A 15,891-nucleotide genomic window follows, 5' to 3' on the forward strand; every position below is an offset into this window, starting at 1 on the left:
GTGGCCCCCCGCCAGCCCCCCCCGCGCGGGCCCCCACTCGCGTTTCCGGAACCTTGGCGCGCCCGCGGTCCTGCCTGAACGTCCGGGCGGCTCGTTCCGCGGCCCGCTCAGTCGTGCCAGGCCCCGGCCTCCTCCAGGAACTCCTGCAGCACCCCGAACAGCCCGGCCGACGCGGCCAGCGCCAGCTCGCCCGACGCCGGCTCGCCGGGACGGCCGCCGGTCAGGGCGCCGGCCTCGCGGGCGATCAGGTCGCCCGCCGCGAGGTCCCAGGGGTTGAGGCCTCGCTCGTAGTACGCGTCGAGGCGGCCCGCGGCGACGTCGCAGAGGTCGATGGCGGCGGAGCCGGCCCGGCGGATGTCGCGGACCTGCGGGAGCAGGCGCTGGGCGACGTCGGCCTGGTGGGCGCGGCGGTTCTGGAGATAGCCGAAGCCGGTGGCCACGAGGGCCTGGTCGAGCTCCGGCGAGGGGCGGGTGGTGAGCCGGCGGTCGCCGAGCCAGGCGCCGCCGCCGAGGACCGCCCGGAAGGTCTCGCCGCGCATCGGGACCTCCACGACGCCGACGACGGTCTCGCCGTCGCGCTCGGCGGCGATGGAGACGGACCAGGTCGGCAGCCCGTAGAGGTAGTTCACGGTGCCGTCGAGCGGGTCGATGACCCAGCGCACCCCGCTGGTGCCGGGGGTGGCCGCGCCCTCCTCGCCGAGGAAGCCGTCGTGCGGGCGGTGCTCGGCGAGGAAGCCGGTGATCAGCTTCTCGGCGGCGATGTCCATCTCGGTGACCACGTCGATGGCGCTCGACTTGGTCTTGGCCACCGCCAGGTCGTCGGGGCGCCCGTCGCGCAGCAGGGCGCCGGCGTGGCGCCCGGCCGCCAGGGCCAGGTCGAGGAGTTCCTGCAGCAGGGGATCGGTCACGAAAACGGTCTCCTTGTGCGTGCGGATCACGGGTGACGGGTGCGGGTCGGGCGTCAGGCGTACGGGCTGTCGGCGCCGGCCGCGGCCGGGCGCTCGGCGCGGGCGGGGCAGCAGCCGATCGGGCAGAGGTCGTGGGACGGCCCGAGCGCGCCGAGGGCGCAGCGCTCGACCCGCTGTCCGCGCTCGCCGGCGGCGCGCTCCAGGACGAGCTCGCGCACGGCCGCGGCGAACCGCGGGTCGGACCCGACGGTGGCCGAGCGCCGGACCGGGAGGCCGAGCTCGGCGGCCTTGGCGGTGGCCTCGGTGTCGAGGTCGTACAGGACCTCCATGTGGTCCGAGACGAAGCCGATCGGCACCATGACGACGGCCGGGGCCCCGGCGCCGTGCAGCTCCTCCAGGTGGTCGCAGATGTCGGGCTCCAGCCACGGGATGTGCGGGGCACCGCTGCGGGACTGGTAGACGAGCTGCCAGGGGTGCTCGACGCCGGTCTCCTCGCGGACCGCTTCGGCGATCAGCCGGGCGACGTCGAGGTGCTGCTTCACATAGGCGCCGCCCTCGCCGTGGTCGGCGACGGGGCCGGAGCTGTCGGCGGCGGAGTCGGGGATGGAGTGCGTGGTGAAGGCCAGGTGGGCCCCGTCCCGCACGGACTCGTCGAGCTCGGCGAGGGAGTTGAGGACGCCCTCGACCATGGGCCGGACGAAGCCGGGGTGGTTGAAGTAGTGCCGCAGCTTGTCGACGCGCGGCAGCGGCAGCCCCTCCGCCTCCAGCTCGGCGAGGGAGTCGGCCAGGTTCTCCCGGTACTGCCGGCAGCCGGAGTAGGAGGCGTAGGCGCTGGTGGCGAGGACGGCGATGTGGCGGCGGCCGTCGGTGACCATCTCGCGCAGGGTGTCGGTGAGGTACGGCGCCCAGTTCCGGTTGCCCCAGTAGACCGGCAGGTCGAGGCCGGCCCCGGCGAAGTCGGCGCGCAGTGCGTCGAGCAGGGCGCGGTTCTGGTCGTTGATGGGGCTGACGCCGCCGAAGAGGAAGTAGTGCTGCCCCACTTCCTTCAGCCGTTCCTTGGGGATGCCGCGGCCGCGGGTCACGTTCTCCAGGAACGGGACCACGTCGTCGGGGCCCTCGGGGCCGCCGAAGGAGAGCAGCAGCAGGGCGTCGTACGGGGCGGGATCGAGCTCGTCGGACATGGCACCGATCCTCCCACCCGGGTCCGACAGCCGAGGTCTCGGCCCGACCGAAAAAGGCGAGTGACCAAATCAGTTCAACACCGTAGGCTTTAGCTATTAATTACACGAGCCAGGAAGCCCGGAGATCCCCTTGTCCAGTCCCTATCGCGCGATCTTCGCCGCACCCGGCACCCGGGCCTTCTCCGTCGCGGGCTTCCTCGGCCGGATGCCGCTCTCCATGATGGGCATCGGCATCGTCACGATGATCTCGCAGGTCACCGGGCGGTACGGGCTGGCGGGTGCGCTCTCCGCGACCCTCGCCATGTCCGCCGCCGTGCTCGGCCCGCAGATCTCCCGCCTGGTCGACCGGCACGGTCAGCGGCGGGTGCTGCGCCCGGCGACCCTGATCTCGCTCGTGGCGGCCACCGGACTGCTCCTGTGCGTGCGTTTCGGGGCGCCGGACTGGACGCTGTTCGTGTTCACGGCCTGCGTCGGCTGCGTGCCGAGCCTCGGCGCGATGACCCGCGCCCGCTGGGCGAACATCTACCGGGGCGAGGCCCGGCAACTGCACACCGCGTACTCGTGGGAGTCGATCGTCGACGAGGTGTGCTTCATCTTCGGCCCGATCATCTCCATCGGCCTGTCGACCGTCTGGTTCGCCGAGGCCGGTCCGCTGCTCGCCGGGATCTTCCTCGCCATCGGCGTCTTCTGGCTGACCGCGCAGCGCGCCACCGAGCCCGCCCCGCACCCGCGCGAGGGGCACTCCGGCGGCTCCGCGCTGCGCTCCCCGGGCCTGCAGATCCTGACCCTCGCCTTCGTGGCCACGGGCGCCGTCTTCGGCTCGGTCGACGTCGTGACCGTGGCCTTCGCCCAGGAGCAGGGCCACAAGGCCGCGGCAAGTCTGGTTCTGGCCGTCTACGCGCTCGGCTCCTGCCTCGCGGGCGCCGTCTTCGGGCTGCTCCACCTCAAGGGCGAGCCGTCGCGGCGCTGGCTCGTGGGGGTCTGCGCGATGGCCGTGAGTATGATCCCCCTCCTACTGGCCGGGAACCTGCCGTTGCTGGCCGTGGCGCTCTTTGTCGCGGGCCTGTCCATCGCGCCGACGATGGTGACCACGATGGCCCTCGTCGAAGCGCACGTACCGCCGACCAAGCTGACCGAGGGCATGACCTGGACGGGTACCGGGCTCGCGATCGGTGTGGCGCTCGGCTCCTCGGCCGCCGGCTGGGTGGTCGACGCGACCGGGGCGGAGTCGGCGTACGTGGTGCCCGTGCTCTCGGGCGCGGTCGCGGTCGCGGTGGCGCTCCTGGGCTTCCGCCGGCTGGGCAGGCCGGCGCCGACGCGGGAGGGGCAGCGTGAGCAGGACGAGCACACAGGGGTCGCGAGGGCAGCGGCCGGGGAGCGCCGTGACGACGGGCAGCCCGTGGCGTAACTGGGCGGGGAACGTCACCGCCCGCCCCGTTCGGGAGGTCAGCCCGGCCTCCGCCGAGGAGGTCGCCGACGCGGTGCGCAGGGCCGCCGAGGACGGGCTCGCGGTGAAGACGGTCGGCACCGGCCACTCCTTCACCTCGATCGCCGCCACCGACGGCGTGCTCATCCGGCCCGGGCTGCTCACCGGCATCCGCCGGATCGACCGCGAGGCGATGACCGTGACCGTGGAGTCCGGCACCCCGCTCAAGCGGCTGAACGTGGCGCTGGCCCGCGAGGGCCTGTCGCTCACGAACATGGGCGACATCATGGAGCAGACGGTCGCCGGCGCCACCTCCACGGGCACCCACGGCACCGGCCGCGACTCGGCCTCCATCGCCGCCCAGATCCGCGCGCTCGAACTGGTCACCGCGGACGGGCGCCTGATGACCTGCTCGAAGACCGAGAACCCGGAGGTGTACGCCGCCGCCCGGATCGGCCTGGGCGCGCTCGGCGTGGTCACGGCGATCACCTTCGCCGTGGAGCCGGTCTTCCTGCTCACCGCGCGCGAGGAGCCGATGTCCTTCGACCGGGTGACCTCGGAGTTCGACGCGCTGCACGCGGAGAACGAGCACTTCGAGTTCTACTGGTTCCCGCACACCGACAACTGCAACACCAAGCGCAACAACCGCAGTCAGGGCCCCGCCGCCCCGGTCGGAAGGCTCGGCGGCTGGTTCGAGGACGAGTTCCTCTCCAACGGCGTCTTCCAGGTCGCCTGCGCGCTGGGCCGCGCGGTGCCGCCGGTCGTCCCGGCGGTGGCCAGGATCTCCAGCCGGGCGCTCTCGGCCCGTACGTACACGGACATCCCGTACAAGGTCTTCACCTCGCCGCGCAGGGTGCGCTTCCTGGAGATGGAGTACGCGCTGCCGCGGGCGGCGGCGGTCCCGGCACTGCGCGAGCTCAAGGCGATGATCGAGCGCTCGCCGCTGAAGGTGAGCTTCCCGGTCGAGGTGCGTACGGCGCCCGCGGACGACATCGCGCTGTCGACGGCCTCGGACCGGGAGACCGCGTACATCGCGGTGCACCTCTACAAGGGCACGCCCCACCGCGGCTACTTCACCGCGGTCGAGCGGATCATGACCGAGCACGGCGGCAGGCCGCACTGGGGCAAGGTGCACACCAGGGACGCGGCGTACTTCGAGAAGCTCTACCCGCGCTTCGGGGCGTTCAGGGCGCTGCGGGACCGGCTGGATCCGGAGCGGCGCTTCGGCAACGACTACCTGCGGCGCGTCCTCGGCGACTGACGCTCATTCGGCCGCGGGCGTCTGCGCGCTCGCCGGCGGGGTGGCCGGAGGCCCGGTCGTGGGCTCTTCAGTGGGGCCGGCGGGGCTGGTGGGGCCGGCGGGGCCGGAGGTGGGCTCGGCGGTCCCGGTGGATCCGGAGGGCGTGGGCGTCGGGGTCCCGGAGGGGCCGGGGGTGGCCGTGCCGGTCCCACCACTGCCGGGAGTGGCGTCCGGGGCCGGCGTCGCCGCACCGCCGCCCCGCCGGTCGTCCGGTGTCCGTACCGACGGCTCGTCCCGCTCGGATCCGCCGCCCCGCACCGCCGAACCGAAGGTCGTGCTGCCCTTGGTGCCGCTGAGGTCCTGACCGGAGGTCAGCTCGTACGTGGTGATGCCGCCCATCGCGAGCAGGAAGACCGCGGCGGCGCCGAGGGCGGGGCGCTTCCAGCCGCGCATCCGGGTGCCGTGCGTGGTGGGCTCGCCGAACTCCCCGGTCCCCGGAGCCCGCTTGGGCTGCCGCGCCGGGGCGGTGGCGCGCATCTGCTCGCCGGTGCGCTTGAAGAGGTGCTGGAGAACCGGGCCGCCGCAGGTGGCGATGACGCTGATCACACCTGCACCGAGGATGGTGCCGTAGACACCGAGGCTGGAGGCGAGCTTGGCGGCGACGACGGCGGCGACGGCGCTGCCCGCGACTTGAGGGACGCTCAGGTCGAACCGTTTCTTCACTTCCGTACCACTACCCGTACCGCGGCCCGTGGCCTTGTCCGTGCCGTTGTCCGGCGTGTGGCGCATCTCCAGCCCCTGCTTGTTCATCAGTTCCACCGTGCACCCAGAAGGGACATATGGGCGAAGGGATTAGTTCCGTTTCCGGTGGTTCTGTGAAGAGCGACACTCGGCACGGCGGAGCAAGCAGACTCAACTCCCGCGCGTCCCGAGAAGTTGGGCGGCGCGCCTGTCCACCCCCATGGCCCGAATGGAGTACTGTGGCGAGCCCTGGGTCCGGATTCCCTCATGGGTGTCCGCACGGCGACCCGCGACTCAGCGTGACGGCCCGTCACTCTGCGTCGTGAACTGGTAACCGTGCCATAACGGCGGTTCAGGGTCCAGGCCCGACACGCCGGGCAACTCGGCAGGGTTGTGGCAGGCTGCACCCGGGCAGGCCACACTCGACTAGCGGAAGCAGCGACGCACGTGACGTCGGCAGGCACCACCCGGGAGGTTCCCATGCCCGAACTGCGTGTCGTGGCCGTCTCGAACGACGGCACACGACTGGTGCTGAAGGCTGCGGACAGCACGGAGTACACGCTTCCGATTGACGAGCGACTGCGGGCCGCGGTGCGCAACGACCGCGCGCGGCTCGGCCAGATCGAGATCGAGGTCGAGAGCCACCTCCGCCCCCGTGACATCCAGGCCCGGATACGTGCCGGTGCCTCCGCGGAGGAGGTCGCGCAGCTCGCCGGCATCCCCGTCGACCGGGTGCGCCGCTTCGAGGGCCCGGTGCTCGCGGAGCGCGCGTTCATGGCGGAGCGCGCCCGCAAGACCCCCGTGCGCCGGCCCGGCGAGAACACCGGACCGCAGCTCGGTGAGGCGGTGCAGGAGCGGCTGCTGCTGCGCGGCGCCGAGAAGGACACCGTGCAGTGGGACTCCTGGCGCCGGGACGACGGCACCTGGGAGGTGCTGCTCGTCTACCGCGTGGCGGGCGAGGTGCACACGGCGAGCTGGACGTACGACCCGCCGAGGCGGCTCGTCCAGGCCGTCGACGACGAGGCGCGCGCCCTGATCGGCGAGACCGACGACACGCTGGCCGCCGTACCGGAGCCGAGCTTCCCCTTCGTCCCGCGGATCGCCCGGCTGCCCCGGGACCGGCCGCTGGACCGCGCGCTCGACCGCCAGATCGAGCGGACGTCCGCCCCGGCTCCCGAGCCGGAGGAGGAGCGCGACTCGCTCACCAGCCTCCTGGAGGCCGTGCCGAGCTTCCGCGGCGACATGGTCGTCCCGGAACCGTCCGACACCGAGCCCTCCGACGAGGTCGAGGTGGCCGAGCCCCCGGCCCCGGCGGCCTCCGCGGGCGCCGGCTCCGCGTACGCGGACGTCCTGATGCCGCGCGCGGTCTCGGGCCACCGCGACCGGCTGCACGGTGCCACCGACCGGCAGGCCGAGGCCGACGGCGTCCGCCCGGGCCGCCGCGCGGCGGTCCCGAGCTGGGACGAGATCGTCTTCGGCACGCGCCGCAAGAAGCAGGAGTGACCCGCACAGGTCGTACGTGAAGGGGCCCGCGCCACGCCGGTGGCGCGGGTCCCTTTCGCGTACGGGTCACCTGGCGCGGAGGGGGCCGTGTCCTCGAGCCGCGGCGCGGACCCCCTTCGCGTACGGGTCGCCTACTGCGGGTCCGGGCCCTTCGCGACCGGGCGGGCCGGGTCGGCGGACCACTCGGACCAGGAGCCCGCGTAGAGGGCCGCGGGGAAGCCGGCGACCTCCAGGGCGAGCACCTCGTGGGCGCCGGAGACACCGGAGCCGCAGTAGACGGCCACCTCGGGCGCCTCGGCCGCGCCCAGGGCGGTGAAGCGACCGGTCAGCTCCGCGGCCGACAGGAAGCGCCCGTCCGGCCCCACGTTCTCCGTCGTCGGCGCGGAGACCGCGCCCGGGATGTGGCCGCCGACCGGGTCGATGGGCTCGACGTCGCCGCGGTAGCGCTCCGCGGCCCGCGCGTCCAGGAGGAGGCCCGAACGGGCCAGGGCGGCCGCGCCGTCGGCGTCGAGCAGTCCGAGGGGGCCGGCGTCCGGCTCCGGCCGGAAGTCGCCCGGCGCGGGCGCCGGGGTCTCCTGGGAGAGCTCACCCGTCCAGGCGGCGAGGCCGCCGTCGAGGACCCGCACGTTCGGGTGACCCGTCCAGCGGAGCAGCCACCAGGCGCGGGCCGCTCCCCAGCCGAGGCCGCCGTCGTAGACGACGACCGGAGTGTCGGTGGAGACACCCGCTCGGCGCATCGCCGCGCCGAAGACCTCCAGGTCGGGCAGCGGGTGCCGGCCGCCCTTCCCGGGCGGGCCCGCCAGCTCGGTGTCCAGGTCGACGTAGACGGCGCCGGGCAGGTGTCCGGCCGCGTACTCGGGCCCGCCGGGCGGGCCACCGAGGGTCCAGCGGACGTCCAGCAGGACCGGGGGCGTCGCCCCGGCCGACTCGCTCACGAGTTCGGTTGCGGAGATGATGGGCTTCATAGGTGCCATCCTCGCTCAGCGCCCGGGGCGCGAGGGCCGCTTCGGGGTGCGAACATCGGCGGGGCCGTACCGCTGCCGTATGTGTACGGAGGGCCCGCGGCGGGCAGTGACCCGCCACCCGCTGCGGAGCCTCCGTACAGCCCGCCGGCCCCCACCTCGTACGGCCACTGGCGAGGAGAGAGTGACGATGACCGAGGCGACTCGGCGTACCCCCGGCACACCCTGTTGGGTGAGCTTGATGGTGCATGGACTTGAAGCGACGCAGGAGTTCTACGCGGCGCTGTTCGGCTGGGAGTTCGTGCCGGGCCCCCAGCAGCTCGGCCCGTACGTGCGCGCGCTGCTCGACGGCAAGGAGGTGGCCGGGATCGGCCAGCTGCCGCCGGACCGGCATCTGCCGATCGCCTGGACGACCTATCTCGCCAGCGACGACGCCGACGAGACGGCGGAGACCATCCGCTGCTGCGGCGGCACGGTCGCGGTCGGCCCGCTCGACGCGGGCGAGGCCGGGCGCATGGTGATCTGCTCGGACCCGGCCGGCGCCGTCTTCGGCGTCTGGCAGGCCGAGGCCCACCACGGCACGGCCGCCGCCGGACCGGCCGGCACGCCGGTCTGGAACGAGCTGCTCACGTACGAGACGGCTCCGGTCGGCAAGTTCTACCGGACGATCTTCGACTACGAGGTGGAGCCCGTCGTCTCCGCCGACTTCGACTATCTGACCCTGCACCTCGACGGCCGGCCGGTCGCCTCCCTGCACGGGGTCGGCACGGCGCTGCCCCGGGACCGGGGCGCGCACTGGATGACGTACTTCGAGGTCGACGACGTGGACGCGTCCGCCCGCCTGGTCGCGGAGCTCGGCGGCCAGGTGGTCCGCCCGCCGCGCGAGGGCACGGCGGGGCGGCTCGCCCAGGTGGCGGACCCGGAGGGCGCGGTCTTCACCCTCGTACGGTCCGCGAGGCAGGGCGACAGCGGCTAGGACCGCACCGGAACGGGGAGCTCCAGCTCCGCGAGGCGCTCCTCCGGGAAGTGGAGCGCGGCCGCCGGTCCGGTGGCCTGCTCCGTGACGTACCGGAGCGTCTCGGTCCGCAGCCCCGGGTGCGCGGTCGGCCGCATGCAGTAGCCGACCGCCCGCAGCAGCGGCGCGAGGGTCTCGGGTGCGGCGCCGGGGACCCGCGGCTCGGCGCCGCTCTCCAGGTCCGGCACGACGTGGTCGACGACGGTGAGCGGGACGCGGTTGCTGTTCTCGTACGGGGTGAGCCGGGCGAGGACGGTGTCGGTGCCGACGCGCGCGACGGGCACGCCGAAGTAGACGGCGGCGGTGAGCATGGCCGTGGAGAAGCAGCCGACGACGAGGCTCGGGCGGCAGCGCTCGTAGAAGGTCTCGGCGAGCAGCGGCCCGTCCAGGACGGTGAGCGTGACGCCGGTCCGGGCGGCCTCCTCCTGCAGCGCGTTCGAGTAGCCGGCCGGGGCGGTCGGATGCGGCTTGAAGACGACCGAGCGGTGGCCGGCCGCGGCGGCGCCACGGAGCATCCGGACGTGCAGCTCCTCTTCCTCCTCGACGGTGAGGATGCCGAGGACGGCGAGGTACTGGCCGAGCAGCAGCGCGCCGGGCCCGGCGGCGGCCGCCTCGGCCAGCTGCGGGTCGTCGGCCGCCTCCTCCGCGATCTCGTGGAGGACGGTGCGGAAGGCGTCGTCGGGGACGAGCTCCGAGCCGACCCCGTACTCGGTGAGCAGCAGCGGGCGCAGGCCGGGCACCAGGTCGAGGTGGAGGACGCGGCGGACCCGGCAGGCGATCGACTGGGGCAGCTCGTCGCGGGTGGGGCCGTAGCTCATCAGGCCGTCGGCGTAGACGTGCACGGCGCTCTCCGCGAAGACGGCGGCGAGTGCCTTGGCCGGGTTGACCTGGATGGACTCGACGATCACCTCGACGGTGGCGGTGCCGAGACGCCAGGCGGTGCGGAAGACGCGCTGCCAGAGCGGCGCCTCCTCGGGGCGGGGCGCCCAGGAGCTGGGGTGGTGCGGGTGGACGGCCTCGTTCCAGTCGACGACCTCGTCGAAGCGGCTCGCGATCCGGTCGTAGCCGGTCATCGAGTCGATGCGGACGGCGGTCTCGGGGATCTCGGCGTTGTTCGAGACGAGGAGCAGGCGGCGGGCGTGGCCGGGGTCGCCGAACTGTCCGGCGTCGATCGCGGCGGCCGCGGTGGCGGCTCCGTAGAGCGTCGACACCTGGAAGATCTGAACGCGGTCGTGCGCCATGGGTCAGGCGGCCTTTCCGGTGTCGCGCAGGCTCCTGAGCAGGGTGCTGCGGGTGGTGTCCATGGTCGCGAGGGTCTCGTCGAGGACCTGCTGCGGCATCCGGCGCAGCGCGTCGGCCACGTCGCGCCGGAGCCGCTTGGCCACGGCCGGCTCGTACTGGTCGGCCTTCGCCATGTGGAAGGCGATCATCGCGCAGTAGGTGCGGACGGCCTTGGGCAGGAAGCGGTCGGCGTCGCGGTCCCGGGAGACCTCGTCGAGCAGCAGGTCGTAGGAGGGGATGAAGTCCAGTTGCCGGTTGTCGGTGATCTGGGTGAGCGAGGTGGTGACGCCGCGCCGGTAGAAGACGCCGTGCAGGGAGAGCGCCGCGTAGGTGCGCGCGGTGAGGTGCAGCCGCCAGATCCAGAGCCGGTCCTCGGCGGTGCGCAGCTTGGTCTCGAAGCGTGAGGCGCCGTTCTCGAAGAGCCGGGCGCTGTAGATGCCGAACGGGACGAAGGGGTAGTCGACCATCGTCACCATGCTGGCCGGGGCGATGCCGTCCCGGGGGTCCATCACGGTGTCGCGTTCCTTCGCCGGGGCGTAGCGGATCTGGCGGTTCCGGTCGGTCGACAGGACGTGGTCGGTGCGGGCGAAGTCGACGCCCAGGCGGTGGATTCCGTCGACCATCGCGCGCAGATGGCCGGGCGCGTACCAGTCGTCGCCGTCGAGGAAGGTGAGGTAGTCGCCGGTCGCGGCGTCGATGCCGGTGTTGCGGGCCTGCGCCACGCCGAGGTTGGTCTCGTGCCGGATCACGGTGGCCTGCGGGATGCGGTCCTTCCAGCGGTCCAGGAAGTCCGGTGTGTCGTCCGTGGAATGGTCGTCGACCAGCAGGAACTCGATGTCGGCGCCGTCGGGGTCCGCGTTGTCGGCGAGGCTGCGCAGGGTGTCGGGGGCGTAGGGCCCGACATTGTGGAAGGGCACGATGACGGACAGTTTCGGCACTCGGAGATCCCCAACTCGCATACAGGTACTGGCGGGCAGACTAGACAGCGCTCTTCTCCGTTGAACGAGCCGCGTGTGCACGAGCGGTGAACTCTTGCCGTCCTGCGGGTTCACGGGAGTGGCGGCGCCGGCGCCGGTGGAGCAGTGCGGTGGCGAGCAGCGCCAGGAGGGCGGCCGCGCCGGCCGCGCCGCCGAGCTTGAGGCCCGGCGGCCGGAAGGAGCAGGTGACGGAGGTGGCCCGGCCGTCGAGGGGGACGGCGAGCAGGCCGAGGCGGTCGCGCGCGGGCGCCAGGGGCGCGTCGCCGGCCGCGCAGCGCCAGCCGGAGATCCGGGGAACGGCGAGGACGGCGGTGCCGGTGCTGCCCGGGGGCAGCTGCGCGGTGATCGTGTGGCCGCTGGTGCGCACGTCGGTGGCGCCGGTGGCGGTGAGCTGCTCGACGGCGGCGGTGAGGCGGGCGGTGACCAGGCAGCCGACCGGGTGCGCGGGCAGCTTGAGCCGGGGCACGGCCTTCGGCTCGGGGCGCAGGTCGATGCGGACGGTGCCGGTGGCCGGGGTGGTGCCGAGCGGCTGCATGGGGCCGAGGACGGCGGGCAGCTTGCCGGCGAAGCCGACGGCGGGGCCCGAGGCGGAGGCGGAACGGGAGGCGGAGCCGTCGTGCAGGGCAGCGGGGCCGTCGTGCAGGGCGGCGGTGCCCTGGTACTCGGGTGCCCACAGCCACACCTGGGAGCCGGCCGGGCACGCGGCGGTGAGGGTGGCGGTGCCGTCGGCGGCGTCCGTACGGCGCGGGGCGGCCGGCACGTCGTACACCCGGTGGCCGAGGAGCTGTTCCTGGCGCGTGAAGGCGGAGTCGGCCGGCTGCTCGTCGCCCCGTGGACGGACCGTGACGAGCGGCGGTACGGGGGTGTCGGCGACGGTGATGGCGGCCTCGGGCAGCCGGTCGAGGGCGAGCGGGGCCGAGGGCGTGGAGCGCATCCGGGTGCCGACGGAGAAGATCGCGTCGGTGACCGGGTTGTCCAGGCTGACCGGATGACGGCCCTTGGCGTAGTAGCCGAAGCCCAGGCCGGCGAGCATGCGGGAGTACGTGTCGGCGGTGAGGCTGCTGTAGTAGTCGGCGCCCTCGCCGCCGACGAGCAGCACGTCGTTGCCGCCGGGGACCTCGCCGGGGTCGGTGCGGTGCCGCGGCCAGGCGTCCTTGGCGGCGACCTCGCGGGTCATGCCGGTGTGCCAGGGGCCGACCCGGGGCGCCCAGGAGACCTCGCTCAGCTGCTGTTCCTCGATGCGCTTGCCGGTCACCAGGGTCTCGCCCGCCTGGGCGGCGAGGAGGAGCACGACGGCGAGGACCGGGAGCAGCCGGCCGCCGCGGCGCCGTCCGAGGCCGGCGAAGAGGGCGGCGAGCACGGCCAGGACGGCGGCCGCGGCGACGGCCGGGTAGGTCCAGCGGTCGATGTCGACGCTGTCCTCGGCCGCCCGCGCGACGAACGCGACCAGCGCGGCGCCGCCGAGCAGCGCGCAGATCCCCGGCAGCCCCCGGGCGACGGACAGCCAGGCCGCCATCAGCAGCAGCCCGCACAGTACGAAGGTCTGGCGGTAGGGGATGCCGTTGGGCGAGGCCCCCGCGTGCCAGAGGAGATGGGTCGGCTCCCACTGGAGGGAGAGCGCGACCAGGGCTGTGGCCACGGTCCAGCCGACGCGGACGCGGACGGCGACCGCGCTGTTGAAGGGCAGCGTGAGGGCGAGGGCGAGCGCGGGCGTGCCGATGAAGAGCGCGGGGGTGGCCACGCTCGCGGTGGCCGGCAGGAAGCGGGCGAGGACGTCCGTCCAGGCGGCCGGCGCGAACTCGGTCGGCGGGGTCGGGTGGGCGACCTTGGTGGCCAGGAAGATGACGGTGACGAGCGGGGCGGCGAGCCCGATGCCGATGAGGACGGTACGGGCGGCGCGCAGCAGACCGGTCAGGCGCGGGCGCCGCTCGGGGGCCCGTTCCGTGCCGGTGTCGGTGCCGGTGCCGGTGTCCGTGCCGGCGTGGGGGCCGGCGTGGGTGTCGGCGTCCTCGGCCGTCAGGAGCCGGACGACGAGGACGACGGCGGCGCCGATCGTGGCCATGTACGCGGTGTAGAAGTTGGCGAACCAGGCGAGCGCGACGACCAGCGGCCCGAGGACCGGCCGGCGCCCCTTGCGGGCCCACTCCCCCACCAGGCAGAGCAGCGGGAAGGCGACGAGCCCGTCGAGCCACATCGGCACGGTGGCGCCGTAGTTGAAGGTCCAGCCGGACAGGGCGTACGCGGTGCCGAGGACGACCGCGACCGGCCAGAGGCCGCGCCTCAGGGTAAGCAGCAGGGCCGCCATCGCGGCGCCCGCGGTGGAGATCTTGGCGGCGGTGACGACGTACAGCGCGAGTTCGGTGCGATCGGCCGGGAAGAGGACGACGAGCAGGTCGAAGGGGCTGCTCAGGTAGGTGCCGAAGTCGCCGAGGAAATTGGATCCAAAACCCGATGTCCAGTTCAGGAAGAGATCGCCGGGGGTCTCCCCGAGGAGCAGCTTGCGCCAGTAGGCGTGGAACGGGAGGTACTGCTGGCCCAGGTCGACGATATTTCGTGTATTGGATCCGAAGGGGTAGCTCCCCGCGAGCCGCCCGGCGAGACAGAACAGCAGGCCGGTGAGCACGGCCGCGCCGGCCGCCGCCCGCAGCCGCGGCCGGGACGGCCGGGACGGGGAGGGCTCGGTCTCGGCTGCGGGTGGCACACGTCCTCCAGGGCGGTTCTGCTCGGTGAGCGCCGTACCGGCGTGCCGGCGTATCGGCAAACCGGCTATCGGCTATCGGCTATCGGCGCGTGAGCGTCGCGAATCGGCGTTGAGAGGCATTACCTCCGAGCCGTGCGACCCGTGACCGATCAGCAGGGGGTCCCGGGGTACACCGGAGGTGAACAGCCGGTGGCCGGTGCCGCCTTGGCACGTCGGCATCGTCATCTAACATGCCGATCCGGACATCGCATCGGCACACGCACCCCAGGCGGAGAACCAGTGACCACCCCAGGACGGCTCCTCGTCATCGTCCTCTTCGAGGGCGTCGACCTCCTCGACGTCACCGGACCGCCCGAGGTGTTCGCCCTGCTGCGGCGCGAGACGGACGACGCGGACGGCTACGAGGTCGTGCTCGCCGCCGAGTCCATGGCGCCCGTCACGACCTCCGCCGGCGTGCGCGTGCTGCCCGACCTCACCTTCGCCGAGGCGGCGACGCGGCGCATCGACACGCTGCTCGTGCCCGGCTCCGTGGAGACGGACGCCGAGCGCCGGGTGCGGGCCCTGGTCGATCCCGTGGTGGTCGGCTGGGTACGGACGCTCGCCGAGCGGACCCGGCGGGTCACCTCCGTCTGCGTCGGCGCGCACATCCTGGCCGCGGCCGGACTGCTCGACGGCCGTCGGGCCACCACCCACTGGTCGACGGCGCAGCAACTCGCCGCCGAGCACCCGGAGGTCGAGGTCGACGCCGACCCGATCTTCATCCGGGACGGCGACGTGTGGACCGGCGCCGGCATCAGCTCCTGCCTGGACCTGTCCCTCGCCCTGGTCGCGGAGGACTTCGGCGAGCCGACGGCGCTACGGGTGGCCCGCCAGCTGGTCATGTACCTGAAGCGGCCCAGCGGCCAGAGCCAGTTCAGCGTGCCGCTGGAGCCCGTCTCCACCACCCGGCGCGTCGAGGACCTGCGCCACTACGTCACGCGGCACATCGACGGCCCGCTCACCCTCGCGGAGCTCGCCGCCAGCGCGCACGTCAGCGAGCGCCAGCTCACCCGGATCTTCAAGGCGGAACTCGGTACGACCCCGAGCGCGTACGTCGAGTCGGCGCGCGTCGAACGCGCCCGCCACCTGCTGGAGTCCACGGACGCGACCCTCGAACGGATCACGTCGGCCTGCGGGTTCGGCACGACCGACACGCTCATCCGGGCCTTCCGGCGCCGGCTGGACACGACGCCGATGGAGTACCGGCGCCGCTTCCGTACCGTGCCCGACAACGGATAGGTCCCGACAACGGTCAGGAGACGTCGGCGACCGGCAGGACGTCCGGGGAGAGCGCGGCGGCGCGGGCGGTCGCGGCCGTCATCCGGCGCCGGTGGTGGCGCCGGCACAGCACCTCGTAGCCGACCTCGTCCCCGGCGTTGACGTCGCCGACGACGACCTGCGCGCCCTCGACGACCATCACTCCGCCGACCGTACGCGCGTTGTGCGTGGCCCGGGCGCCGCACCAGCACAGGGCCTCGACCTGGAGGACCTCAACCCGGTCGGCGAGCTCGACGAGCCGCTGCGAGCCCGGGAACAGCTTGGAACGGAAGTCGGTGGTGATGCCGAAGGCGAAGACGTCGAGCTCCAGGTCGTCGACGACCCGGGCCAGCTGGTCGATCTGCTCGGGCGCGAGGAACTGGGCCTCGTCGGCGATGACGTAGTCGCAGCGCCCGCCCTTCGACAGATGGGTGACGAGGTACGCGTAGAAGTCGAAGCCCTCGGCCGCCTCGACGGCGTCGGTGACCAGGCCGAGCCGGGAGGAGAGCTTGCCCTCGCCGGCCCGGTCGTCCCGGGTGAAGATCATGCCCTGCAGCCCGCGCGCTGAGCGGTTGTGCTCGATCTGAAGAGCCAGTGTGCTCTTTCCGCAGTCCATCGTTCCGGAGAAGAACACCAGCTCGGGCATGGGAGGTCGAGGAC

General features: G+C 73.5%; 13 protein-coding genes. 5 read left to right on the plus strand and 8 right to left on the minus strand.

Translation table 11 applies throughout. The annotated features are described in order from the left end of the window. Positions 1-107: 107 nt before the first annotated feature. Both ACWEV0_RS19350 and ACWEV0_RS19355 read right to left on the minus strand, forming a co-directional pair. Entirely contained in the window at positions 108-908 is an 801-nt protein-coding gene (locus ACWEV0_RS19350) for an inositol monophosphatase family protein (protein WP_453150528.1), read from the minus strand. A 53-nt stretch (positions 909-961) separates the two neighbouring features. After that, positions 962-2,089 carry a ferrochelatase gene (locus tag ACWEV0_RS19355; protein WP_453150529.1) on the minus strand — a complete coding sequence of 376 codons (1,128 nt, stop codon included), beginning with the start codon at positions 2,087-2,089 and terminating at the stop codon, positions 962-964. A 130-nt stretch (positions 2,090-2,219) separates the two neighbouring features. On the opposite strand from ACWEV0_RS19355, the gene ACWEV0_RS19360 reads away from it, so the two are divergent. After that, positions 2,220-3,497 carry an MFS transporter gene (locus tag ACWEV0_RS19360; RefSeq protein ID WP_453150530.1) on the plus strand — a complete coding sequence of 426 codons (1,278 nt, stop codon included), beginning with the start codon at positions 2,220-2,222 and terminating at the stop codon, positions 3,495-3,497. Beyond that, a complete protein-coding gene (locus ACWEV0_RS19365) occupies positions 3,472-4,776 on the plus strand; it encodes a D-arabinono-1,4-lactone oxidase (protein WP_453150531.1) in 1,305 nt (434 codons plus the stop codon). The genes ACWEV0_RS19360 and ACWEV0_RS19365 overlap by 26 nt, the downstream gene beginning before the upstream one ends. Positions 4,777-4,779: 3 nt before the next feature. On the opposite strand, the gene ACWEV0_RS19370 is transcribed toward ACWEV0_RS19365, so the two are convergent. Then, positions 4,780-5,565, minus strand: a complete 786-nt coding sequence (locus ACWEV0_RS19370) for a hypothetical protein (protein WP_453150532.1) — start codon at positions 5,563-5,565, stop codon at positions 4,780-4,782. Between the two features lie 378 nt (positions 5,566-5,943). On the opposite strand from ACWEV0_RS19370, the gene sepH reads away from it, so the two are divergent. Further along, on the plus strand, positions 5,944-6,999 hold the full coding sequence (gene sepH / locus ACWEV0_RS19375) for a septation protein SepH (protein ID WP_453150533.1): 1,056 nt from the start codon (positions 5,944-5,946) through the stop codon (positions 6,997-6,999). A gap of 131 nt (positions 7,000-7,130) precedes the next feature. Here sepH and ACWEV0_RS19380 read toward each other — a convergent pair whose 3' ends face one another. Next, the gene (locus tag ACWEV0_RS19380; RefSeq protein ID WP_453150534.1) at positions 7,131-7,964 is read right to left on the minus strand and encodes a sulfurtransferase; all 834 of its coding nucleotides are present in this window, start codon (positions 7,962-7,964) and stop codon (positions 7,131-7,133) included. A gap of 187 nt (positions 7,965-8,151) precedes the next feature. Between ACWEV0_RS19380 and ACWEV0_RS19385 the strand changes: the two genes are divergently transcribed. Then, positions 8,152-8,937 carry a VOC family protein gene (locus ACWEV0_RS19385; protein WP_453150535.1) on the plus strand — a complete coding sequence of 262 codons (786 nt, stop codon included), beginning with the start codon at positions 8,152-8,154 and terminating at the stop codon, positions 8,935-8,937. Here the strand turns inward: ACWEV0_RS19385 and ACWEV0_RS19390 are convergent. Genes ACWEV0_RS19390 through ACWEV0_RS19400 form a run of 3 tightly spaced genes read right to left on the minus strand, consistent with a single transcriptional unit; the run spans position 8,934 to position 13,935 of the window. After that, positions 8,934-10,217, minus strand: a complete 1,284-nt coding sequence (locus ACWEV0_RS19390) for a polysialyltransferase family glycosyltransferase (RefSeq protein ID WP_453150536.1) — start codon at positions 10,215-10,217, stop codon at positions 8,934-8,936. The two genes, ACWEV0_RS19385 and ACWEV0_RS19390, sit on opposite strands and share 4 nt — an antisense overlap. A 3-nt stretch (positions 10,218-10,220) precedes the next feature. Beyond that, on the minus strand, positions 10,221-11,195 hold the full coding sequence (locus tag ACWEV0_RS19395; RefSeq protein WP_453150537.1) for a glycosyltransferase family 2 protein: 975 nt from the start codon (positions 11,193-11,195) through the stop codon (positions 10,221-10,223). A 40-nt stretch (positions 11,196-11,235) separates the two neighbouring features. Further along, entirely contained in the window at positions 11,236-13,935 is a 2,700-nt protein-coding gene (locus tag ACWEV0_RS19400) for a YfhO family protein (protein WP_453150538.1), read from the minus strand. A gap of 279 nt (positions 13,936-14,214) precedes the next feature. Here ACWEV0_RS19400 and ACWEV0_RS19405 point away from each other — a divergent pair, with 279 nt between their 5' ends. Beyond that, a complete protein-coding gene (locus ACWEV0_RS19405; protein ID WP_453150539.1) occupies positions 14,215-15,213 on the plus strand; it encodes a GlxA family transcriptional regulator in 999 nt (332 codons plus the stop codon). Between the two features lie 13 nt (positions 15,214-15,226). Here ACWEV0_RS19405 and ACWEV0_RS19410 read toward each other — a convergent pair whose 3' ends face one another. Then, complete coding sequence (locus ACWEV0_RS19410) at positions 15,227-15,877, minus strand: thymidine kinase (protein WP_453150540.1); 651 nt, start codon at positions 15,875-15,877, stop codon at positions 15,227-15,229. Positions 15,878-15,891: the final 14 nt, after the last annotated feature.

The sequence above is a fragment of the Streptomyces sp. NPDC003943 genome (genome assembly GCF_053605265.1).

Bases quoted from the DNA above. Each gene is read 5' to 3' on its own strand.
- ACWEV0_RS19355 (WP_453150529.1), bottom strand. From the start codon at position 2,089: ATGTCCGACGAGCTCGATCCCGCCCCGTACGACGCCCTGCTGCTGCTC.
- ACWEV0_RS19370 (WP_453150532.1), bottom strand. From the start codon at position 5,565: ATGAACAAGCAGGGGCTGGAGATGCGCCACACGCCGGACAACGGCACG.
- ACWEV0_RS19380 (WP_453150534.1), bottom strand. From the start codon at position 7,964: ATGAAGCCCATCATCTCCGCAACCGAACTCGTGAGCGAGTCGGCCGGG.
- ACWEV0_RS19385 (WP_453150535.1), top strand. From the start codon at position 8,152: ATGACCGAGGCGACTCGGCGTACCCCCGGCACACCCTGTTGGGTGAGC.
- ACWEV0_RS19390 (WP_453150536.1), bottom strand. From the start codon at position 10,217: ATGGCGCACGACCGCGTTCAGATCTTCCAGGTGTCGACGCTCTACGGA.
- ACWEV0_RS19410 (WP_453150540.1), bottom strand. From the start codon at position 15,877: ATGCCCGAGCTGGTGTTCTTCTCCGGAACGATGGACTGCGGAAAGAGC.